At 42.0% G+C, this 21,430-nt stretch carries 27 protein-coding genes; 7 read left to right on the top strand and 20 right to left on the bottom strand.

The genetic code is table 11. From position 1 onward, the window contains the following. Positions 1–4: 4 nt before the first annotated feature. The 8 genes from ACFVAD_RS14305 to ACFVAD_RS14270 form a co-directional block, all read right to left on the bottom strand. Positions 5–820: a GvpL/GvpF family gas vesicle protein gene (locus tag ACFVAD_RS14305; RefSeq protein WP_386641224.1), complete on the bottom strand. Its 816-nt coding sequence runs from the start codon at positions 818–820 to the stop codon at positions 5–7. A 3-nt stretch (positions 821–823) separates the two neighbouring features. Further along, positions 824–1,087, bottom strand: coding sequence for a gas vesicle protein GvpG (locus ACFVAD_RS14300; protein WP_386641222.1), 264 nt, complete (start codon positions 1,085–1,087; stop codon positions 824–826). Then, the gene (locus tag ACFVAD_RS14295) at positions 1,087–1,848 is read right to left on the bottom strand and encodes a GvpL/GvpF family gas vesicle protein (RefSeq protein ID WP_386641219.1); all 762 of its coding nucleotides are present in this window, start codon (positions 1,846–1,848) and stop codon (positions 1,087–1,089) included. Before ACFVAD_RS14295 ends, ACFVAD_RS14300 begins: the two co-directional genes overlap by 1 nt. Then, positions 1,838–2,752 (bottom strand): gas vesicle protein GvpN, encoded by a 915-nt coding sequence (gene gvpN / locus ACFVAD_RS14290; protein ID WP_386641216.1) that lies wholly within the window; start codon positions 2,750–2,752, stop codon positions 1,838–1,840. The genes ACFVAD_RS14295 and gvpN overlap by 11 nt, the downstream gene beginning before the upstream one ends. Positions 2,753–2,782: 30 nt before the next feature. After that, positions 2,783–3,049 carry a gas vesicle protein GvpO gene (gvpO, locus tag ACFVAD_RS14285; RefSeq protein WP_386641213.1) on the bottom strand — a complete coding sequence of 89 codons (267 nt, stop codon included), beginning with the start codon at positions 3,047–3,049 and terminating at the stop codon, positions 2,783–2,785. An 86-nt stretch (positions 3,050–3,135) separates the two neighbouring features. Continuing rightward, on the bottom strand, positions 3,136–3,396 hold the full coding sequence (gene gvpA, locus ACFVAD_RS14280; protein ID WP_204418811.1) for a gas vesicle structural protein GvpA: 261 nt from the start codon (positions 3,394–3,396) through the stop codon (positions 3,136–3,138). A 1-nt stretch (position 3,397) separates the two neighbouring features. Continuing rightward, positions 3,398–3,799, bottom strand: coding sequence for a hypothetical protein (locus tag ACFVAD_RS14275; protein WP_386641209.1), 402 nt, complete (start codon positions 3,797–3,799; stop codon positions 3,398–3,400). Further along, positions 3,771–3,956, bottom strand: coding sequence for a hypothetical protein (locus tag ACFVAD_RS14270; RefSeq protein ID WP_386641206.1), 186 nt, complete (start codon positions 3,954–3,956; stop codon positions 3,771–3,773). Before ACFVAD_RS14270 ends, ACFVAD_RS14275 begins: the two co-directional genes overlap by 29 nt. A gap of 425 nt (positions 3,957–4,381) precedes the next feature. Between ACFVAD_RS14270 and ACFVAD_RS14265 the strand changes: the two genes are divergently transcribed. Further along, on the top strand, positions 4,382–4,624 hold the full coding sequence (locus ACFVAD_RS14265) for a sunset domain-containing protein (RefSeq protein ID WP_386641203.1): 243 nt from the start codon (positions 4,382–4,384) through the stop codon (positions 4,622–4,624). A gap of 170 nt (positions 4,625–4,794) precedes the next feature. Beyond that, positions 4,795–5,391: a biotin transporter BioY gene (locus ACFVAD_RS14260; protein WP_386641201.1), complete on the top strand. Its 597-nt coding sequence runs from the start codon at positions 4,795–4,797 to the stop codon at positions 5,389–5,391. Positions 5,392–5,869: 478 nt separating this feature from the next. Here the strand turns inward: ACFVAD_RS14260 and ACFVAD_RS14255 are convergent, their stop codons facing one another. The 3 genes from ACFVAD_RS14255 to ACFVAD_RS14245 form a co-directional block, all read right to left on the bottom strand. Continuing rightward, positions 5,870–7,201 (bottom strand): Na+/H+ antiporter family protein, encoded by a 1,332-nt coding sequence (locus tag ACFVAD_RS14255; protein ID WP_386641198.1) that lies wholly within the window; start codon positions 7,199–7,201, stop codon positions 5,870–5,872. Positions 7,202–7,423: 222 nt separating this feature from the next. After that, positions 7,424–8,932, bottom strand: coding sequence for a leucyl aminopeptidase (locus ACFVAD_RS14250; RefSeq protein WP_386641196.1), 1,509 nt, complete (start codon positions 8,930–8,932; stop codon positions 7,424–7,426). Positions 8,933–8,994: 62 nt separating this feature from the next. Continuing rightward, positions 8,995–9,375: a DUF309 domain-containing protein gene (locus tag ACFVAD_RS14245; RefSeq protein WP_386641194.1), complete on the bottom strand. Its 381-nt coding sequence runs from the start codon at positions 9,373–9,375 to the stop codon at positions 8,995–8,997. A gap of 213 nt (positions 9,376–9,588) precedes the next feature. On the opposite strand from ACFVAD_RS14245, the gene ACFVAD_RS14240 reads away from it, so the two are divergent. Continuing rightward, positions 9,589–10,071: a divergent PAP2 family protein gene (locus ACFVAD_RS14240; protein ID WP_386641192.1), complete on the top strand. Its 483-nt coding sequence runs from the start codon at positions 9,589–9,591 to the stop codon at positions 10,069–10,071. 8 nt (positions 10,072–10,079) lie between these two features. Beyond that, positions 10,080–10,889, top strand: a complete 810-nt coding sequence (locus ACFVAD_RS14235; RefSeq protein ID WP_386641189.1) for a cobalamin-binding protein — start codon at positions 10,080–10,082, stop codon at positions 10,887–10,889. A gap of 39 nt (positions 10,890–10,928) precedes the next feature. Here the strand turns inward: ACFVAD_RS14235 and ACFVAD_RS14230 are convergent, their stop codons facing one another. The 5 genes from ACFVAD_RS14230 to ACFVAD_RS14210 all read right to left on the bottom strand — a co-directional run bounded on the left by ACFVAD_RS14230 (position 10,929) and on the right by ACFVAD_RS14210 (position 14,376). Then, on the bottom strand, positions 10,929–11,639 hold the full coding sequence (locus ACFVAD_RS14230; protein WP_386641186.1) for a 3D domain-containing protein: 711 nt from the start codon (positions 11,637–11,639) through the stop codon (positions 10,929–10,931). A 173-nt stretch (positions 11,640–11,812) separates the two neighbouring features. After that, positions 11,813–12,136, bottom strand: coding sequence for a YuiB family protein (locus ACFVAD_RS14225; RefSeq protein ID WP_386641183.1), 324 nt, complete (start codon positions 12,134–12,136; stop codon positions 11,813–11,815). A 139-nt stretch (positions 12,137–12,275) separates the two neighbouring features. Continuing rightward, positions 12,276–12,398 (bottom strand): YuiA family protein, encoded by a 123-nt coding sequence (locus tag ACFVAD_RS14220; RefSeq protein WP_204418777.1) that lies wholly within the window; start codon positions 12,396–12,398, stop codon positions 12,276–12,278. 177 nt (positions 12,399–12,575) lie between these two features. Continuing rightward, positions 12,576–13,055 (bottom strand): NUDIX domain-containing protein, encoded by a 480-nt coding sequence (locus tag ACFVAD_RS14215; RefSeq protein ID WP_386641181.1) that lies wholly within the window; start codon positions 13,053–13,055, stop codon positions 12,576–12,578. A 94-nt stretch (positions 13,056–13,149) separates the two neighbouring features. Further along, complete coding sequence (locus ACFVAD_RS14210; protein WP_386641178.1) at positions 13,150–14,376, bottom strand: NAD(P)/FAD-dependent oxidoreductase; 1,227 nt, start codon at positions 14,374–14,376, stop codon at positions 13,150–13,152. A 436-nt stretch (positions 14,377–14,812) separates the two neighbouring features. Here ACFVAD_RS14210 and ACFVAD_RS14205 point away from each other — a divergent pair, with 436 nt between their 5' ends. Together ACFVAD_RS14205 and ACFVAD_RS14200 are read left to right on the top strand one after the other, a co-directional pair. Then, entirely contained in the window at positions 14,813–15,805 is a 993-nt protein-coding gene (locus ACFVAD_RS14205; protein WP_386641176.1) for an NAD(P)/FAD-dependent oxidoreductase, read from the top strand. A gap of 344 nt (positions 15,806–16,149) precedes the next feature. Next, entirely contained in the window at positions 16,150–16,680 is a 531-nt protein-coding gene (locus ACFVAD_RS14200; RefSeq protein ID WP_386641174.1) for a hypothetical protein, read from the top strand. A gap of 45 nt (positions 16,681–16,725) precedes the next feature. Here ACFVAD_RS14200 and ACFVAD_RS14195 read toward each other — a convergent pair whose 3' ends face one another. From ACFVAD_RS14195 to ACFVAD_RS14180, 4 genes are all read right to left on the bottom strand, one after another. Then, on the bottom strand, positions 16,726–17,445 hold the full coding sequence (locus ACFVAD_RS14195) for a hypothetical protein (protein ID WP_386641172.1): 720 nt from the start codon (positions 17,443–17,445) through the stop codon (positions 16,726–16,728). A 168-nt stretch (positions 17,446–17,613) separates the two neighbouring features. Next, the gene (locus ACFVAD_RS14190; protein WP_386641170.1) at positions 17,614–17,976 is read right to left on the bottom strand and encodes a HesB/IscA family protein; all 363 of its coding nucleotides are present in this window, start codon (positions 17,974–17,976) and stop codon (positions 17,614–17,616) included. Between the two features lie 110 nt (positions 17,977–18,086). Beyond that, positions 18,087–18,944, bottom strand: coding sequence for a diaminopimelate epimerase (gene dapF, locus ACFVAD_RS14185; RefSeq protein WP_386641168.1), 858 nt, complete (start codon positions 18,942–18,944; stop codon positions 18,087–18,089). A 223-nt stretch (positions 18,945–19,167) separates the two neighbouring features. Next, a complete protein-coding gene (locus ACFVAD_RS14180; protein ID WP_386641165.1) occupies positions 19,168–20,403 on the bottom strand; it encodes a NupC/NupG family nucleoside CNT transporter in 1,236 nt (411 codons plus the stop codon). 304 nt (positions 20,404–20,707) lie between these two features. Between ACFVAD_RS14180 and ACFVAD_RS14175 the strand changes: the two genes are divergently transcribed. After that, positions 20,708–21,403 (top strand): DUF2225 domain-containing protein, encoded by a 696-nt coding sequence (locus ACFVAD_RS14175; RefSeq protein ID WP_386641162.1) that lies wholly within the window; start codon positions 20,708–20,710, stop codon positions 21,401–21,403. The last annotated feature ends 27 nt before the right edge of the window (positions 21,404–21,430 follow it).

The raw sequence follows: 21,430 nt of genomic DNA, 5'->3' as shown, positions 1-21,430 counted from the left end.
CCTTCTATAGATTGGCAAAATAATAACAAGGCCAAGGTCCTGTATATTCCATCGTAAACCCTGTATCGGCATGGGATTCTTTCAAACGCTGAAGTTCCTGGATGAATTCCTCACGCTTTTCTTTTTGAATCAGATACACACCATTCCAGTTCATGTCCTGTTTTCTGCCTGTCATCTCCTGGCTCCAATTTTTCTTCACTGCAGAATCGGAACAATGATGACCTAGTTGCTCATGGATGATATCACAGCTTTTTCTTTTCGCCTCTGTCGTTTCTTGATCGATCAAGTTCTTCAGCTTCTTCTTTTCAAAAAATTGCCTACCAGGGCTTAAAGCGGCTATTTCTTCTTCCCTCTCTTTTATTGCGGGTGAATGTATCAATATTTCCTCTTTGATTTTTTCATCCTCACAATAGATTTTCAGATTCCATTCTTCTTTGTGTGCAAGCTCTGCAAAAAGCTGCCTGATTTTTCCCTCTTGCTCCTCGATGGTTAGAGCCAGATTTTCTTCGCTCTTATAGATCGTACAAAACTTCAGAGGAACGAGCGTGTATGATTTATGCAGCGTGGCTAATGTTTCATGGTGATGAAAGGCTTTCGTTTTTAGCCAATCCAAATCATTCATTTTTTCTTCGATTGCCGTTTCCGAGTATTCTGCCGCATCCAATCTGGACATGACAGCCAACACCTCTCCTAGCTGTCTTGTATAGATTTCATGCTTATCATCAATACCAATAATTGTTTCTAGGGGTCTTTCTTCCGCTTCTTTCGCAGGGATTAATCCGTATAAGTAAAATAGCTGTTCTGTTGTTATAGCTTCCATTACTTATACACCTCCATCTCTTTTCTTCAAGTCATCAAACATTCGTTGCTCACGAAGTTTTGCAACTTCATATCGCTCCAGCAGAATTTCTTCCTGTTTGTTATATTCCTCTTCTGTGATCTCATCCATTTCCGCCATCATCTCAAGCTGTACAAGCTTTTGCTGGATCGTATCGAGATCATACATCTCTTTATCGACTTCTTCCTGTATTTTCTCTCCGAGTTTTACAAGCGCGCCGATTGGTCCGGTCAACAGCTTATGAATCATTAAGCATTCTTCGCCTTCAGTTTAATATCAATGAAGTTGTATGCCGGCCATGGACCTGAGTATTTAAATTCCACTTTATCGGACCAATTTTCATACAGGTCATTAACCAGCTTGTCAAATTGCTCTTCATCATCTCGATCAATGAGAAATGAAGCGTTTATCAGCATCTTTCCGCCAATCGTGTCATTTTGTTTCGCGGAAACAGCTTTCTCAGCGAGCGGGAGGAAAATCTCCTTCATGCATGCCTGCATCTTCTCCTTCATGAAACGCTGGGCCATATCACCGAGCTCGATACGTTCATAATAGGAGGCCGCTTCTGATTTCCCTCTGATTTTTTCTTTCAGCTTGATGGCCTTCTGGTTTTTATTGATTTCGCTTTTCAGCCACTCGTCTTTACCCATGATCTTCAAGCCGACCTCAATTTTGTTTTCAATTTTTGCGAAAATCTCTACAAATTCGTCGTGCAGGGATTTCATCAAGAATTGAACGTCCGCCTCCGATTCAAAAACATTCCCAAAACTCATGGGGATGACCGAGGATTTTTCCATCATGGAAGATACCACAGATTGGTGGGTAAGAAGATTATCTTTTTTCGGGTGATAGATTTTGATTGGGGCGCTTGCTACTACCATGGAGAATTCTTTATAGTCGATCAATTGCAATGGTGTGGACTGGCCTTCGAGTTCCACATTTCCGAGCGTAAGTTCTTTATCCTGTTTTGGAATTGCACAAAATGTATAATATCCTTGTTTACTTTCCATTGTTATTCCCTCCAAATGCTTTCTTGAACTCTTGTGTAATAAGAGATAAGCTTCTTGATTTCTTTTCATACTGCATCCCCTTATGAACGGTATGCAATAATATATCTACGCACAACTGCTTGAATTCTTCATCTTCAGCACTTATGTTCATTTCTTTATCTTTTGATACAGTTGCGATCATCAGTGCTGCACGTATCCCTGGTCCTTGCTTGCTCTTTGATAGGCATTTCTCACGCAGACTGGAGACAAAGCCCGCAATCATTTCAGCATGCTCCTCAGATACATCAACCTTCTGACTTATGATAGTGGACTCTGCTGTAAGATCCAGATAATCCAACTCCATGGTGATCATTCGGTCCAGCAGGGCATCCTGTGTTTGGTGAACCCCAGCATATTCAGATGGATTACTTGTAAAAATGATGGAAAAATCCTCATGAACAGGAACCCATTTCTCTTTATGCTTTGATCCATATAAAGGCAGGACTCCCTCTTCAATCACCGATAAAAACAGGTTGTTCGTTTCAGGCTTTGACCTGGTGAACTCATCGTATATCAGGGTATAGCCATTTTTCACTGCCTCAAGCAGCAGTCCTTCCTGCCATGTCTCCCTCATGGTTTCCTCTTTTTTCATCACGGACCGCACATAATTGTCGACCAGAAGCTTTTTGGTATAGCCGTTAAAGTCACCCAATAGATCTGCATTGGTCATTTCCTCATGCCCTTGCAAAACCACGACAGGCCTTTCCAGCTTTTTCGCAGCATGAAGTGCGATGGAGGTCTTCCCTACTCCTGTTGGCCCTGTAAAATGCACAGGAAAACCGTTTTTAAGATAATCTACAGTTCTTGATGTAATCTCATCCACTGTGGAATGTGTGACAATGTCAATTTCCAATTGTTTATTCATCTATCCTACCTCCACGACAGTTCAACGACTTTACTCCTGATATAGATCCAGGGAACTTCTGGCACGCAAGCTTCTTCGATCATAAGATTCCACTTCCATGTCTTTATTTAATCTTGCATGATAAACTCCCACCATCTGGTCCTTGGCATAAGCCTTCATATATTCCTTCTCTTCAATAACCTCTACTACAACGTCCCAGCCTTGGTCAGTTGGTTGAACGGACGTTATTTTATATGGAGGTTTCACGAATTCGCAAAAGAACTCCGTTACTTCGTTTAATACCTTTTTCATACTCATTCTAATCACTCACCCGCCGATTCATTGAAATGGAACAAAGGCACATGCGATATGTGCCTTGTCACTTGTCTATTCTATTATCAAAATTACGCTTTTTGTCTTTCATTCACTTGTTCGGATAATTTGAATTCATCATCCATCAGATCGTCTCTTAAAAGGCCAACCGCTTCTGCGTATCGTAACCAAGTGTCCACACTCGCAATAACGACGCGGGCTTCCACTGTCACTAGCTCAATACCCACTAATGAAACGCGGGCGTATACATCAATGACGACCCCTTTATCTAGAATTCTATCGATTACTTCTGCTAAACTGGATCCATCTGTACTCTTTTGAATAGCTGCCATTTTACTTCACTCCTTTAGTATCACTTGCATGTGGGATCTCCACATTGCTCTTAACGGCATTCATACCTTTTATATCCGTTGCTTTATTTGTTTCCGTATAGGACTTTATGTCACTGGAGTTTCTTCGGTTTCCTGTTTCTCCTTGCATTGCCTCTCCAGCCTCTTTCACTTTTTGCAACTTATCTTTGACTTTTAATAGAGAGTCTTGGATTTTCACTTTCATTTCGTCCGCTTTCGTGTGGACGTTATCAGCTAGATCGCTTCTAGACTCTTCCAACGATTCGGATGCAGTTATGATTCTCCCCTGCATCTTTTCTTTCGTCTTCTTTTTCTTATAGTCGATATATTGCTCTGTCGCTTCTCTCTTTACCTTCTTAATCAGCCTTTTCTTCAGTTGCTTCATGTTCTTGGTTCCCTTTGTCTCTTCGAAAAAATTTCATCACCTTATTTCGAGAGTCCGACTTTAACAAGAATGCGGAACTTGCAGCTAGACTGCCAATTACAGCACCCTTCACCCATTTATTTCCCTTAAGTTGTAATGCGCTACCTTTAACATCCATGAATCTTCCACTCCTTTATTCGATAAAATTTATTCTGTTTCTCGTTATATTCACGGAATGATGGATAGTTAAACAAAATAGAGGGAAAAGGGGTAAGATTCCCTATCTTTTTAGTAATAGCTACCTCTATAGGAATAATTTCTACCCCATTCAATGTTTATGGCACTTTAAAGGAAGGGTAAGAAATAAATAATTCATTCTTTATAACTTAATAATGAAGGCTTTAAAAATTTTCAGTGAATGCTAGCAGTTGATTGGAGCAATAGGCGAAGACTCCTGCGGGAGGCAGCGGTAGGCTGGAGACCCCACAGGGCGAAGCCCGAGGAGGCTCCAGCACCGCCCCTTGGGTCGCTGCGCCTATTGCGGAAATCAACTGCGGTGCTATACAGGGCCATATAGAAAAGAAATGGACAGGAGGAAAGAAAATGAAGAAAGCAGTGCTTTTCAATGGAATTCTTATCAGTAGTCTGGTAGGAGCACTAATAACAAAATTACGTACTGACAATAAAGCTCAAGCAGCTGTAAAAATAAAAGGTAACCAGAATTCACGTGGTGAACTCATCTACCATGTTCCGGAAGGACAATTCTATGAAGTTACAAAAGCTATTGAATGGTTTGACTCAGAGGAAGCCGCCGTTGCAGCAGGGTATCGAAAATCGGCTAGATAACCAGTCACAAAAAACAGGCAGGAAAACGATATGTTTTCCTGCCTGTTTTTTTAATTGACGAAATTTGCTCCCTCTCCTCTGTCAACCTAACCAAAAATCATGTTGACAGACAAGAGTCTGATAGATTATCATTTTTATTGTTAACTACATCAGACAAAGGGGTTTACATTATGAAGCGTAGAATGAAGACATTGGACATTACATATGCAGCAATGTTTGTTGCACTGATGGCGATTGGGGCCAACATCACTTCCTGGGCACCATTTTTGGAAGTGGCAGGCATTCCATTGTCCATGCAGCCATTTTTCTGTATACTTGCCGGGATTTTACTGGGATCACGTCTTGGCGCAATAAGCATGTTTGTTTATTTATTGGTAGGAATTGCAGGAGCACCTGTTTTCGCACAGTTTGGATCTGGTATGGGTGCTGTACTTGGCGGCTCAGGCGGCTTCATTCTTTCTTATATCGTAACAGCTTTTGTGGTTGGTCTTATTGTGGAAAAAAACGAAAAACCGGGTCTTGCCGCTTTTATGACCGCATCATTCGTTGGAATCATCCTTATTTATGTAATTGGCACAACCTATATGTGGTTTATCGTAAACAATGTGGCGGAAGGAAATATGAGCTACAAAGCGGCATGGGGGATCATGGCTTGGTTCTCTGTTAAAGATTTGGTGTTCACGATTATCTGCGCAATGATCGCACCGAGACTGTACCATGCATTGAATAAGACTACGAACATTTCACATACACGAAGAGTTGCTTAATAATAGGAAAAGACCTGCTACCGATATAACAGTAGCAGGTCTTTTCCTATTACGGCTCCGTTAAACACCGCTGTTGATTTCCGCACTAGGCGCAGCGACCCAAGGGGCGTTTGTGGAGCCTCCTCGGCTTCGCCTGTGGGGTCTCCACTAAACGCTACCTCCCGCAGGAGTCTTCGCCTATTGCTCCAATCAACAGCTAGTATACATATATATAAAACAACACTTTGTATAACAGAGACCCTCATGTAAAAGATTTACACCATGAGAAAAGAAAATATAGTTCTGACGTTATGCTTCACCTGACGCCCCTGTTGATTGGAGTGCAAGGTGTGAGACTCCTGCGGGAGATAGCGGTAGACTTGAGACCCCGCAGGCAAGGCCGAGGAGGCTCAAGCACCGCCCCGCGATCGCTGCCACCTGGAACGGAAATCAACAGGGAGTTAAACAGAACACATACTTATTTTCAGGGTAGCCAACATTATAAAACCATTGCAGCAATGCATCCAAAGATAATCAGTGGAATATTGTAGTGGATGAATGTCGGTACACAAGTATCCCAGATATGGTTGTGCTGTCCGTCTGCGTTCAGACCAGATGTTGGCCCGAGCGTACTGTCGGAAGCGGGCGATCCTGCATCTCCGAGCGCTGCTGCAGTCCCGACTATGGCGATGGTCGCCATCGGGCTGAATCCAAGCTCCATGCAAAGAGGAACAAAGATGGCAGCAATAATAGGAATCGTGGAGAAAGAAGATCCAATGCCCATTGTAATCAGCAAGCCGACCAGCAGCATAGCGAACGCTGCTAAGAGCTGATTCGTTCCAATCCATGTTGCAGAAGTCTCCACCAATGATTCGATGTGGCCTGTCTCCCTTAGCACACTTGCGAATCCGGATGCAGCAATCATGACAAATCCGATGAATGCCATCATGCGCATACCTGAAGTCAAAATAACATCTGTTTCATTAAATTTCATCGCACCACCAGCATAAAGGATGATGATACCTACGAGAGATCCATAGATCATCCCTTGAACCCCGACTACTTCCGTCAGATACAGCTGTGAAGCAAGAGAAAGAAGTACGGCAACAATCGCAACAGCAAGTGATTTTTTTGTATAGCTCTCTGTCTGCTGCCCTGCAATTTCTTCCTGTAAATAGTTTCTTTCTTTTCGATAACTGAAGAAGATAGCAACCAACAAACCTACTACCATTCCTGAGGTCGGAATAAGCATCGCCATCGGGATATCAGAAAGGCTGATATTCATTCCGCTCTCTGCCATATTGGTTTTCAGGATATCATGGAAAATACCACCGAATCCTACAGGTAATAGAATATAAGGTGCCGTTAAACCGAAAGTGATAATGGTCGCAGTCAAACGGCGATCAATTTTCAGTTCATTTAATACTTTCAACAATGGCGGTATTAGGATAGGAATAAAGGCAATGTGAACAGGTATCACGTTTTGGGACATGATCGAAACTGCAAGAATAATCATTAGGATCAGTACCTTTGATAGAGCCTTTTTACGAGTATCCCCCTTCGATCCGACCAGCTTCAAGGCACCTTCCACCAGTGCATCAGGCAAGCCTGTCTTCGACAAGGCAACCGCAAAAGCTCCAAGCAACGCATAACTTAAGGCAACTGCGGCATTACCACCAAGTCCATCTGTAAACGTATTGATCGTCGTTTCAAGGCCCAAACCACCGACCAGACCTCCGATCAACGCACCAGTTACAAGCGCCAATACAACATTTATTCTAAGTAAACTTAATACGAGCATAACTAAAACAGCAATGAGGACTGCATTCATGAGTGTTACTTCCTTTCTTTTCTGTCTGTATAATTTATGTTTTTACTTTACTGTATTAAACTATTAGAGAATTAGAGTAAAAAAGCATAAAACTAAATTATCATGATTGCTAAGGGGTGTCAACAAAAAATGATAGGAAAAGAGAGGAAGTGTCGATGTAAGAAACAGGTTTCGCAATAACAAAAAACACACCTTCGAAAAAGAAGGTGTGTTATACGACTATTATTCCTCTTCCGTCTCACCAAAACGCAGCACAAACGTTACCAGTGTTCTAACCATGACACCCGTTCCGCCTGCTGGGCCTAAATCATGATTCGATTTGGCTGTTGCTGTTCCAGCGATATCCAAGTGTACCCAAGGAGTCTCTTCCGCAAATTCTCCGATAAATGCAGCTGCGAAGATGGCATGTCCGTCCCGACCAGGAGAGTTATTTAAATCTGCCACTTTACTGTTGCGAACTCTTTCCTTCGCGTGCTCGAAAATCGGCAGCCGCCACATTTCCTCTCCCGCTTCATAGGAAGCCTCGAGAATCTGTTCAAATAGATCCTCATTATTTGTCAATGCACCTGTAGTGTGGTTTCCTAATGCAATGATCACCCCGCCTGTCAGGGTTGCAACATCTACAAGATAGTTTGCCCCGTGCTGCTTGGCATATGTGATGGCATCTGCCAAAACTAGACGGCCTTCTGCATCCGTGTTCAGTACCTCGATTGTTTTACCGCTCATCGATGTAATCACGTCGTCCGGCTTAAAGGCGTTTCCACTGATCATATTATCGGTAGACGCGATAACTGCCAGTACATTCTGTTCCGGTTTCAGTTCCCCAATTACTTCCATGGCACCAAGTACAGAAGCTGCACCACCCATATCGGATTTCATGCCGACAATGCCGTCCTTTGGCTTGATGGAATAACCGCCAGTATCAAAAGTGATACCTTTCCCTACAAGACCGATCACGTCCGTCCATTCATCTTTGCCCTGGTACTTCATGACAATCATTTTTGGAGGTTCTACTGAGCCCTTGTTTACAGCCAGCAACGCGCCCATTCCGAGCTTTTCCATATCTTCTTTTTCCAGGATTTCCAGTTCAAATCCGTATTTCTCTGACAGTTCGGAAGCGTAATTTGCCATATCCGTCGCTGTAAGCATGTTTCCTGGGAGGTTGACCAATGTACGTGCCGAGTTGGTTCCTGTTCCGAAATGGTATCCGACCTTCAGGCTCGCCTGGATCTCCCCGCTATCGACATCGGTAATGACCATGACATCCGCAAGCTTTACCTCTGGTTCATTGGATTTCTTCTTATATCCGTCATACATATAGGTGGCCATCGGAATGGCTTCCCCTAAAGCATGGGCTGCATCCAATGCATCCATTTTATCCGTTAGGAATGTATCCAGAGCGACCGCAACGCTCGTATACTTGGACTCTTGGATGGTTTTTGCCACTCTGCCGAAAACCTTTCTAAGCTCTTCAAAATTCAATTTCTCTTCTCTGCCTAAGCCTACAACAAAAATCCTTTTAAAAGCTGTCTTCCCAAACGTATGTATTTTAGCTATCTTGTTCTTCTTGGAGGAAATGTCGCCTTCCTTCAATAGATCGGTAATCTGGCCGTCAAGCTGAGCATCCAATTCTCCTAGCAGGCCTTCCACCTTTTTATTTTTTTCTGAAAGCCCTACAATGATTGCCGTCTGCCGCTCTGTAAAATCCGTATGATTTTGTACTGTAAACATCCTCTGGCACCTCCCACATATTTGTCTCTATTATATCGAAAAAGAAGATATATTTCGAGTTTCTAATCATCTTCCAAAAAAAGCACAAGAGAAGGAAGCTGGGGCAGGTCGGAAACCTTGTCAAAAGGGACCCGATCTAAGTCTTGAGGGAAAGTGGCCAAACACTTTACAATGAACTCGTTGACCTTTTCCAGATCAACTCCCCAAAACCTCGGACGGTACTTCTGGATATACATGAGACCAGCGTGCATCATCAGACGCGCACCTTTCACATTCCCGTATTCATAATGGTAAATGGCCACCGTCATTTGCAGCAAGCCCTTTAGAAAGTAATTTTCCTTATCTGTCATCCAGATTTCCTCCAACAAATCATGACAGGTGTAATAATCCCCTTCGTTAAAAGAAATGAAAAATTCATAGTATTCTTCAGGGTAGATGACCATTATTTAATCCCCTCTTCAAAAATTCTCTTATTATAATCTTAACAAAAGGATTAAAATAATTCATAATTATTAAATAGATCCTTCATAATCTTTAAAAAGGAATTTCTTACTAAAGAAAAGTGCTACAACAAATGAGAAAGGGTATAGTAAGGAAGAATCCACCTGTAAATATACTAACTATCATTTCATCATTGAAAGGGCGATTGATGAAGCATGGAACTATTTCAGAATTTCCCGTTATGGGCTGCACTCGCAGCAATCTTTTTTGCACAGTTCGTAAAGGTACCCATTCAATTTATTGCTACGAGAAGAATTGACTGGTCCCTCATAACAAGCACCGGCGGTATGCCAAGTTCCCACTCTGCTGCGGTAACCGCTTTGGCAACCGGAGTAGCGCTTGAGGTTGGACTTTCTTCTCCCGTTTTTGCTGTGGCAACCGTTTTTGCTATCATAGTCATGTTTGATGCTACAGGAGTAAGAAGGCATGCCGGGGAACAGGCAATCGTGCTGAATAAATTGGTCGGAGATTTTAACCGGTTTGTAGAAGAAACAAAAAAGTGGCCAAAAATGAACGAACAGGAAAAAGTCAAAGACCTTAAAGAGCTTCTGGGACACAAGCCGATTGAAGTTTTCTTTGGGGGACTGACTGGAATATTACTTACGCTTGTGCTTCATTATTTTACAGAAATCTGGTAGGTGATAGAATGCGACTCGTTTCATTATGTCCCAGTAATACGGAATTACTGTTTTACCTAAATCTGATTGATGATTTGGTAGGGGTGGATGATTTCTCTGACTGGCCACAAGAAGTCATCAATCTGCCTAAGCTTGGGCCTGACCTTCATATTGATATGGATAAAGTGGAAGAGCTGAAGCCTGACCTTGTTCTCGCGAGCCTTAGTGTACCTGGAATGGAACGTAATATTGAATCACTTCAGAAAAGAAACATTCCACATATTGTATTGAATCCACAAACTTTAAAGGATATTCAAGATGATTTAATCAAGGTAGTAGCGCTGACTGATAGGAAAGAGCTGGCCAGACAAGTAGCGGAGTCCATGGACGCATTCATAAAATCGTACAAGGAGCTGGCCACAACCGTCCAAATGAAACCAAAAGTATATTGGGAATGGTGGCCAAAGCCTGTTTTCACTCCAGGATCGATAAACTGGCTGACGGAGATCAGTGAACTTTCAGGCGCAAGGAATATATTTGTTGATCGGGAGGTGGCTAGCTATCAGACAGATTGGGAGGATGTCCGGAAGAGGAATCCCGATGTCATTTGCATGATATGGGTTGGTGTGAAGGAATCCAAAATGAACCCTGACCATGTTCGTAGAAGGCCTGGCTGGACTGAAACTAATGCAGTGAAACGGAATCACATTTTTGTGCTGGAAGAACGTCTATTTTGCCGGCCCTCCCCAAGGCTACTGGAAGGACTACAAAAACTTGCCAAGCTTCTGCATCCCGATATCTTTTCCACTGATAAAAAATGGTCGAACTATCTTTTATGATAGTATCGACCATTTTATCAGCTATGCAGCTTGTCCACATTATCTTTCACTGTCCCCTATAAACTTCTGACGAAACACCTGCATCGTTTCTTCTTCATTCAATAAGGTCAGCTCTTCTTCCGTTATTTTCCCGTCACCGTTTCTGATCACGTAGACGTCGAGTGTTCTTTTTCCCCATTCGGAAAATACGTCCTCGACTGTTTCATAATATAGGTCAATCTTTTTCCCCTTGATGGCACTGCCTGTATCAGCTACCACTCCATATCCGTATTCCGGTATAAAAAGAATGGTCCCGATTGGAAAGACACTTATGTCTGCCGCAATTGTTGAATAGAGATCTCTTCGGACCTTAAGTCCTGAATATGTAATTCCATACCCTGGATGATCGGGGTTTTTCCCTGTAGACTCTATGCCTGCTGTATAACCGGTTGCAGATACCGTCTGCTTTTCGTATCCACTCCAATCCATATCCTCAAGCCTTTTGGAAGACTCCACCGCCTCTTCGGAAGAGACAAGTGTTGGAGTAGCAAAAGCAATCTTTAAACTCTTCCAATCCAATCCGATTTTTTTAAAAAAGCTTTTATGTTCATGTTCGCCTGTTTCTTTTGTTGTATAAATTTCATTTTCTTTTAGCCAAGTCTGTATGGTCGATGCTTCCACACCAGATAAAGATTGAAAGGTTACAAATAGCGCCAGAGTAAACAAAACCGCTGTAACCATCCTTCGGCATAGCGTCTTCGCCGTTTTCATGTGATACAATCACTCCTCTCACAAAGTATTTCTTCCCTCTTTCACCAAGAAATATTCCACTTTTGTGAGATTTGTCTAGTAAACACGTTATTTTTCCAGTAAATGTTAACAACCTATTAAGTTTTTCCTACATTAGAGCAGAAAAAAAGAACCGACCATAGTCGATTCTTCGCTTAAAACATTTGATATCCGCTTTTTCTCAGCATTTTTATGACAATACCGGAAAGGATGGCTCCCAGGAAACCACTGATCAGGATTGAGATATCTGCCAGCTGCAAGGAGGCAATCCCTTTCCCGACGGTGGAGAATGCTTCCCCTGTGTTTCTGAAAAAGTCTATCAGATTCAAGTCATCTTGCACGATGATCCATATACAAACCACTGGATAAATGATGGCCATAATCCAGGACATACGCAATAACATATTTAGAAGGAATCCAATTCCAAAAAATAACACAAAAAATAGTACGATCGAAATAAGCAATATAGGTATATTCATACCACGCACCTCCAATACACATCTTTTCTTAGTGTACTGAATGGCTTGATACGAGTCAATTATATTTGAAAGCCAAATGAAAAAACACTATCACATTTGTCGGTATTTTGTCCGAACCGATGTGATAGTGCCATTTATCTTATTTTCTGCCGCTTCCACCGCAGCAATTGCAGGTCTCAGATCCACCTAACAGCAATTGAAAATATCCTTTGCCTGAACAGTAAACACATTCTTTTTTCTCTGTTTGCAGTTGATTTTTCATTCCATATCCCTCCAAATGATGTTTTCTCTAAAAACAGAAATTTGATTTAATTTTCTGATAATATATCATCATTTATATATTCTGGAAAGGGACGAAAATAGCGAAAAACCTTAATGTAAGCGATAACATCATGTGGAATCTATCGCAATCTCTCATTTTCTCAAATTTTCGGAATCTTTAGAAAAATAATTTATAGGAGCTGTACCCAAAGATATCCCCCGGATCCATGGGATTCGTTCCTTTAAGTAAAGAGAGATTCTCCTGATTGATGCAATAATGGATGAGCAGGGAAGTGTCGGGATCATTCTCCAATGCCTCTTTTGTCATAAAAGCGGCATCCGACAGCTCACTAGGCTGGTACAGGACTGCATCGTCTTGAGGCTTGCAGAGAAAAATCAGCATATTATCACTGATTTCTTCTTTGATGACACCTGATCGCACCCCAATCAGGCCCTCTACCGTAACCGTCACTCCCGTTTCTTCCAAAATCTCTCTTTTCACCGCTTCATCCACTGTTTCATTCTGTTCCACAAAGCCAGCCGGAAACGACCATTTACCTTTAAGTCCCCCATACTTCTTCTTTACCACGAGCCATTTTCCGTCATCTGACCTCACTACACCGGCTACAGCCAACCAAACATTTCCTCTTTTTGACATGATAGCAACCCCTTAGACTCTCTTCTATCTATATGTTATCAGTAATTCTCCATAAGAAAAAGCCGCCTATGAGAAGGACGGCTTGATATAAAAATTATAATACGTTGAATTTACCCTTTTTCATTACTAGTCCAGCTCCACCAATCATGTAAAGTGCACGGTTATCAACCATCTTCTTCATGAAGGATGCTTTTGAACCCATGATTTTGCGTCCGAATACTACACCGATCGCATCATCTTCACCTAATGAACATACTGTTCCTTTTAAGTCAGGAGTGAATGTTTGCAATTCACCTTGACCACGAACTAGAACAGCCAGGTTCTTCGCACATACTTCCCCTTGCTGCATCGCAATTTGTGCTGTAGGAGGGTAAGGACGATTAATTTCTTCGTTGATGATCAAGGAGCAGTCCCCAACGATGAATACATCATCATGACCAGGTGCTCTTAGATAAGGATCTACTTTCACACGACCGCGCATGTTTTCGAACCCTGAATCTTCCACCAAGTGGTTTCCACGAACACCAGCAGCCCATACAACAGTGCCAGCTTTGATTTCTTCCACTTGCTCATCCTTCGCAACGATAATGCCTTCTTCTGTTGCTTCTTTGATTGCAGTACCGATTTTAAATTCTACACCCTTGCGCTCTAATGTACCTACTGCATATTCAACAAGCTCCGGATCGAAACCTGGAAGAACAGTTGGGGCAGCCTCTACACATACGATGCGTACTTTTTCTTTTGGTACATCAAACTCGCTGCAAAGCTCAGGAACGCGGTTTACCAATTCACCCAGGAATTCGATACCAGTGAATCCAGCTCCTCCAACAACAATCGTTAAACGATCGTCGCGACGGTTTGCTTCTGTATTGTATGTCGCAAATTGATACTCGATATGCTCCCTGATTTTACGGGCAACATTCAGGTTTGCGATTGAGAAAGCATGCTCTTTTAAGCCTTTGATACCAAATGTTTCAGCTTCATAACCTAGACCGACAACCAGGTAGTCATAGGAAATTTCCCCACCCTTGGTCAACGCAACAGTTTTTGCTTCCTTGTTGATGCCTGTAACTGTGTCATGCAGGAAGTGTACCTTGCTCTTATCAATTACTTCCGACACCTTGTAGCGAGTGCGATCAGCAGGCAAAGTCCCTGCAGATGCTTCATGCAGCCATGTTGACTCATAATGGTAATCATTTTTATTAATAAGAGTGATATCCGCTTCGTTTACTCCGATCATCTTTTGAAGGCGTACAGCCGTCATCAATCCACCATAACCTGCACCTAAAATTACTATACTTGGCTTTTTCAATCGAATCACATCCACCTTTAGAATATTTTTTATTGAGTATAAAAAGTAAAAAATAAAAACGCTAGACAAATCCCACTATACCTATTCTTACAATCCCCTTAAAGGAAGATTTTTAATGATAAATATGAAGAAAAATGTTTGTGAAACACTTCACTAATAAGAACGGCATAAAAGTGCGTAATTTGTCACAGAACTATATTTGCCTACATAACATCATATTCTTTTTCTTGACTTTTTTCAAGACTAAAAGATTGTTTTGAAACCTTTAGAAAATTTAGATAAAAATAGCTGCATAGAAACTCGTTCGACCCTTTATTATTACTATTTTACTGTCGTTTTTTTGAAGCGTGACAGCATTCGTCCCGATGAAAAAAAGATATTATTCTGAATTTATGCTATGATAGGCTTTAGGAAGTTATATCAATGTTTAGGGGGATAGACAGAGATGAACGAAGAACAAAAATTATATGACATCACCATTATTGGTGGAGGACCAACAGGCTTGTTCACTGCTTTCTATGGGGGAATGAGACAGGCAAGTGTAAAAATCATCGAAAGTCTGCCACAATTGGGCGGTCAATTATCTGCGTTATATCCGGAAAAGTACATATACGATATTGCCGGCTTTCCGAAAATCCGTGCGCAAGAGCTGATCAATAACCTTAAAGAGCAGATGTCCAAGTTTGAGCCAACGGTTGCATTGGAACAGTCTGTTCAAACGTTGGAAAAAATGGGAGACGGGACTTTCAAAATCTCCACTGATAAAGAAACACACTATTCCAAAGCTGTCATCATTACAGCAGGAAACGGCGCTTTCCAGCCTAGACGTCTTGAACTGGAAAATGCGATGGAATACGAAAACAAAAACATCCATTACTTTGTGGATGACATGAACAAGTTTGCCGGTAAAAAGGTAGTGGTCTTCGGTGGTGGAGATTCAGCAGTGGACTGGGCGCTTATGCTTGAGCCAATCGCTGAAAAAGTGACCCTGATCCATCGCCGCGACAAGTTCCGCGCTCATGAGCACAGTGTGGAGCTTCTGATGAACTCCAAGGTGGAAATCAAAACGCCTAACGTGCCGGTTGAGCTCATCGGCGACGTCAATGCCATCAACCAGGTAGTACTAGAGAAAGTTAAAACCGAGGAAAGAGAAGTACTGGATGTAGATGACGTAATCGTCAACTACGGCTTCGTCTCCTCCTTGGGGCCGATCAAAGACTGGGGCCTTGAAATCGAGAAAAACTCCATCGTGGTCAATTCCAAAATGGAAACGAATATTCAAGGAATCTATGCTGCCGGTGATATTTGTACGTACGATGGCAAGGTGAAGCTGATTGCCTGCGGATTCGGGGAAGCACCGACTGCCGTGAATAACGCTAAATCTTATATCGATCCTAAGGCTAAAGTACAGCCGCTGCATAGTACGAGCTTGTTTTAAACACGTGTTGAAGACCAATCCTTTTATGGGGTTGGTCCTTTTTTTGCTATCGGGGTTCGTAGTTAGTGCGTGGTGCCCCTGCGGAATTTGACGTTTTTTGTCTTATCTTGCGCTTTGTGCATAAGTGTTTAGTTTTTGTGCATAAAATCTATTTTTTACTCGCATTTAATAATTTTTAACCGAAAACCCCGCAAAATGGAGCGCAAATCAAGATTTTTGTGCATAAGACTAAATCCAACTGAAATTTTCTGTTAGGGATCACACCAATTTCATCGTCATCTGTAACTTTCATCCTCCTTCTCACGTCAAACTTATTAACTATAACAAGACGAGGTGAAAAGCATATGAAAGTCATGAAAATCGGCTTCCTTTTCTTCCTGATCAGTCTTTTCTCTCTACCTTTTTCCTCTTCATCCTACGCCTGCTCCTGCCTGCCACCCGGTACTCCGTTAGCGGAATTGGAAAAATCGGATGCCGTCTTCTCCGGAAAAGTGATCAGTGTCAAAACAGATGATAGTACGCTCACAGCCAAAATCAGTGTGAAGGAATCGTGGAAAGGGATGGATTCTAAGGAAACAACTGTTCATACCGCCATTGACTCCGCTGGTTGTGGAGTCAATTTTGAAGCCGGAAAAGAATATATCGTTTATGCCTATCAGGAAGATGGTAAGTACACCACCTATTTGTGCTCCAGAACAACAGAATTAGCCTATGCACAAGAAGATCTTAAAGAGCTTGGTGACGGTACGATTCCTACAAAATCCGGTGATGCAACAGCAAACTACCCTTCCACTCAAAATCTTGTCGTGGGATCATTTGGTGTATTGCTTGTTTTAGGTGGCTGCTTCTTTTATAGATGGAAATCGGCTAAGTAATACGAATGAAAGCACCGCTTTAATCAGCGGTGCTTCTTTCATGTTCTACCAGGATACACTGATCCTCTCCTCATCTTTGGCGATGTAATAACCTATATAATCCTCCATCATTATTTCCACCTCTTCTCCAGTTTCCAGAACGTGCTTGATGTTTTCAACTAGTCCCGTGTATTCTGAAAAACCTTTACTGGAGAAAAACTCCACTGCCATTTCCTTATATTCGAGGTTGATGGAAGCGTAACCGGTACTTAGACTGAATATAATTTCTCCATCCTTGATAAAAGCGAAGATACAGGAGTTTGGGATGCCATAAAAACCTGCACCATACTTTTGTGCCAAAGCCAATTCATTATCAAACCTGCTGGTAACAGCGTAGAATTCCATCCCATTAATTTCAACATATTCGCCGGAAAGAACTTCTTCAACTGGGTCCTCCTGAATTGGTTCTTCTGCAACAGGTTCTTCTACAACAGGTTCTTCTACAACCTGTTCTGAAGGTTCAGTTTGTAGTGGTTCTTCTTGATACTTCGGCTCAGGCAGAGCACTTGGTTTGCTTGTTGGTATATACATCTCGCCAGGTTGTAAGCTCGGCCATTCCAGCTGTGTTTCGGAAATGACTCTTACATCAGTGTCAATGATTTTACCTGAATGCGGTGTAGCAAGTTTTATCGTATTGGCATTTATTGCAGTTGAATGTAAGGTCAATCCACCTACTGTGATAATTGTGGAAGTTACAAGAATAATGGCTTTTATTTTTCGTTTCATAAACTGGATCCCCCTTTTTCGTTCTACATAATAGACGACCCGGGAGTACTAGAAGTTTCAAAATTAACCATAAATATTTCATTAATGTTACAAAATCATTTCTATTTCAATACAAAAAAGCTCTTTAGCGGAATAATCCTGCTAAAGAGCTTTTCAGCCGTTGTACTATCAGCACTCCTCCGGCTTTCCTGCTTCCGTTGCTGTACGGAAAGAAGAGCCACACCCACAGTTGGCAATGGCGTTCGGGTTGTCGATGGTGAAGCCCCCGCCCATCATGGATTGTTTGAAATCGATTTTGACGTCCTGAAGGATTGGTTTGCTTTCGTCATCAATCAGGATCCTGATGCCGTGCTGCTCCAGCTCGATATCCTTCTCGCCTTTTTCCTCTTCAAAGCCCATGCCGTAGGAAAGGCCGCTGCAGCCCCCACCTTTTACTCCAACTCGAAGATATACTTCAGCGCTTCCGTATTCATTCATCATATCTTTTATTTGAAAAGCAGCCGCTTCTGTAATAGTGATGATATCTTTCATTATTTACACCTCCTAAAGAATTTCTCTCTTAGTTTATATTATACCTATTAATCGTGATTCCCTCAATTTAACAGCTTTCCTTTAGTATATGCATAGTGGTGCCACTTTTGTTATTTATAATAGTAAGTACCGGTACAAATGGTTTCAGCAGGTCCTCGCATTTTTACAGTGCCTTCTGCTGTCCATGTAATAAACAGGTCCCCACCGGCTAAGTGTACAGTTGTCTCTCTATTTCTCTCCGTTTTTCCATTCAGGATAGAAGCCACCACCGCTGCACATGCTCCTGTTCCACATGCCTGGGTGATACCGGATCCACGTTCCCACACGCGAAAGTGAAGTTCATCCTCCGCTGCCACTTCCACAAACTCGACATTGACTCCCTCAGGAAATCGTGGGTCCTTCTCTACGATCGGACCCAGTGTCGTAAGCGGAGCATCATGAATATCATCCAGATAAAATATCACATGGGGATTGCCCATGGAAACAGTAGTGATATGATAGGTCTCTTCTCCTACCTTGAACGGTTCATTCACTAACTGCTCTTGTTTATCCACAAGAATCGGGATCTCTTCGGTTGCCAAGCGTGGCGCTCCCATGTCAACTGTTACAATGTGGACTTTTCCATCTTCCGGCTCCAGTTTTGCTTCCACCAATCCGGATAATGTTTCTATTTCAAAGGTTTCTTCTTTTACAAGACCGTGCTCATATGCATACTTTGCTACACAGCGAAGGCCATTGCCGCAGTTTTTCCCTTCCGAACCATCATTATTGAAGATTCTCATCTTAACGGGAGCCACGTCTGAAGGGCAAATCAGGATCATTCCGTCAGAGCCGATACCTGTATGGACACTCGCCACCTGGATCGCGATGGATGACAGCTCTTCTTCCTTCAAGTCTTCCTCAAACATATTGACATATATATAATTGTTCCCTAATCCGTGCATTTTTGTAAATTGAAAGGAGCGCATGTTTGAAAGATCCTCCAAGTAAAAATATTATTTCCTACAAGTATAAATACATAATACATTGAACACAATAAAAACATCCCCCGTTTTATATGAAAAACCCATGTATCGAATGTTTCTCGGAAAGAAACACGATGACGTGGGTTTTTCTTGTTAGGGACAGGTCCCTTGTCCCACAAAAAAGCCCACACGCCATAAAAGGCGTGTGAGCTCATTAACGTGTAAATTATAGAATGAACATACCTGCAATTGCAGCACTCAATAGGTTGGAAAGTGTACCTGCAATGATTGCACGGAAACCTAATCTTGCGATATCCGAGCGACGGCTAGGCGCAAGGCTTCCTAGTCCACCAAGAAGGATCGCAAGAGAAGAAAGGTTCGCGAATCCACATAGTGCAAAAGAGATTACCGCAATGGATTTTCCACTGAACATATCAAGCTGACCTGCAAAAGTGGAATAAGCCACAAATTCATTTAATACAAGCTTTTGACCGATCAGATTACCAGCAGCGATCGCTTCGCTCCAAGGAATACCGATAATGAAAGCCAATGGTGCAAACAAGTAGCCTAAGATGAAGTCCAGCGTGAAGTTTTCAGCACCGAACCATCCACCAATTCCGCCTAGCATTCCGTTGATCAGGGAAATCAATGCGATGAATGCAAGCAACATCGCACCAACGTTTAATGCAAGCTTTAATCCATCGGATGCACCGCGGGCAGCAGCATCGATAACATTTGTAGGCTTTTCGTCTTCAGCTTCTTCGATTTCCGCTTTGGTTGGTGTTTTTGCCTCTTCTGTTTCAGGAATCAGCATTTTAGCCATGATCAGTCCACCAGGAGCTGCCATGAAGCTTGCTGCCAAAAGATACTCCAAAGGAATTCCTAGAGCTGCATATCCAAAGAGAACAGAACCGGCAACAGAAGCCAATCCACCTGTCATTACAGCAAATAGCTCAGACTTTGTCATCGTCTTAATATAAGGTTTGATTACCAAAGGTGCTTCCGTTTGTCCTACAAAGATGTTGGCAGACGCTGAAAGTGATTCCGTTTGGCTTGTCCCTAAAAGCTTTGCCAATCCACCACCAAGGAATTTGATAATGATTTGCATGATGCCAAGGTAATAAAGTACAGATATTAATGCTGAGAAGAATATAATGATCGTTAATACATGAAATGCAAAGACGAAGCCAGTAGCTTCTGATCCAGGATTACCTAAAACCGGACCGAATAAGAAGGAAATCCCATCGTTTGCATACGTTATTACATTTTGTACGTAGTTGGTCAGGCCAAGAAATGCCTCTCTTCCCAACTCCCATTTTAGTACGATAAACGCAAACAGCAATTGAATCGCAAGTCCGCCTAAAATAGTGCGGATGCTGATTCTGCGTTTATTTTCTGAAAGAAGAAATGCAATAGCAAAAATCACTGCAATCCCCATTAATCCCCAAAGGATATTATTCATAATATTCACCTCTATTAGAAATTTCTGCAAGTTGTTTGTCGTCAGACATCTAACTATCACAATAACACTTTACTACGAAATGAAAGCGTTTGAAAGAACTTTTTTTTTGTAAATTTATTACATGACTTTAAAACGTATACTATTCCTACTTAAATTACCCACTATTAATAAAATAATGTATGAATACCAGAAAGAATCTTTAGGGATGAATAGGCATATAGAATCACTCCCACCTTTCCCCCTCGGTTGATTTGTGGTACTTTTGATTTATAAAGTTAAGTATTTCGAAAAGGATGTGTTGGTATTGGAGCGATTATTCAACCGAAATCATATTTGCAGCATTTGTGACCATGCATACACAACAAAGAAAGTGAAATCTCGCTTCATCCGCCCAATTTCACATGACACGGATTTTTGTTCCATCTATGATTCATTGGAAACAAATCCCTTGCTCTACTATGTAAGTGTTTGTCCAAACTGCGGATTTTCCATTACAGAGGAATTCAGTTCACACTTCCCGCCTGGTACGATGAATGCGATTAGAAATAAGATCCAGAAGCACTGGCAGAAAAAAAGTTATGGGGAAATAAGATCGGTTCAGACTGCAATCAACAGCTATAAATTGGGAATCTATTCAGGAATGATTAAAAACGAAGCTTCCATAGTGATGTCCGGACTGTATTTGCGCCTGGCATGGCTGTACCGAACAGTGGAAAAAAACGAAGTACAGGAGTTGCGTTTTTTGAAGCTGGCAGCAGACCAGTTTGAACGTTCCTACTCAAACGGAGATTTCTCACAGACAAGCATGAGTGAAATCAAACTGCTTTATTTAATTGGGGAACTTCACACACGATTAGGAAATTCAAGACAAGCAATCCGATACTTTCAGCTTGTACTCCAGCATAAAGACAAGGATACCCAAGTAAGATTAGTGGAGAAATCCCGAGATCGCTGGTATGAAATCAGAACCGCACAAAGACAGCTTCATATGCACGCATAAAAAAATCAGCACGCTATAGATGTGCTG

It is taken from the genome of Sutcliffiella sp. NPDC057660 (assembly GCF_042800035.1).
Classification (GTDB): Bacteria; Bacillota; Bacilli; order Bacillales; family Bacillaceae_I; genus Sutcliffiella_A.
Note: the sequence above shows the minus strand (reverse complement) of the source record. Positions and strands in the feature narration are given on the sequence as shown.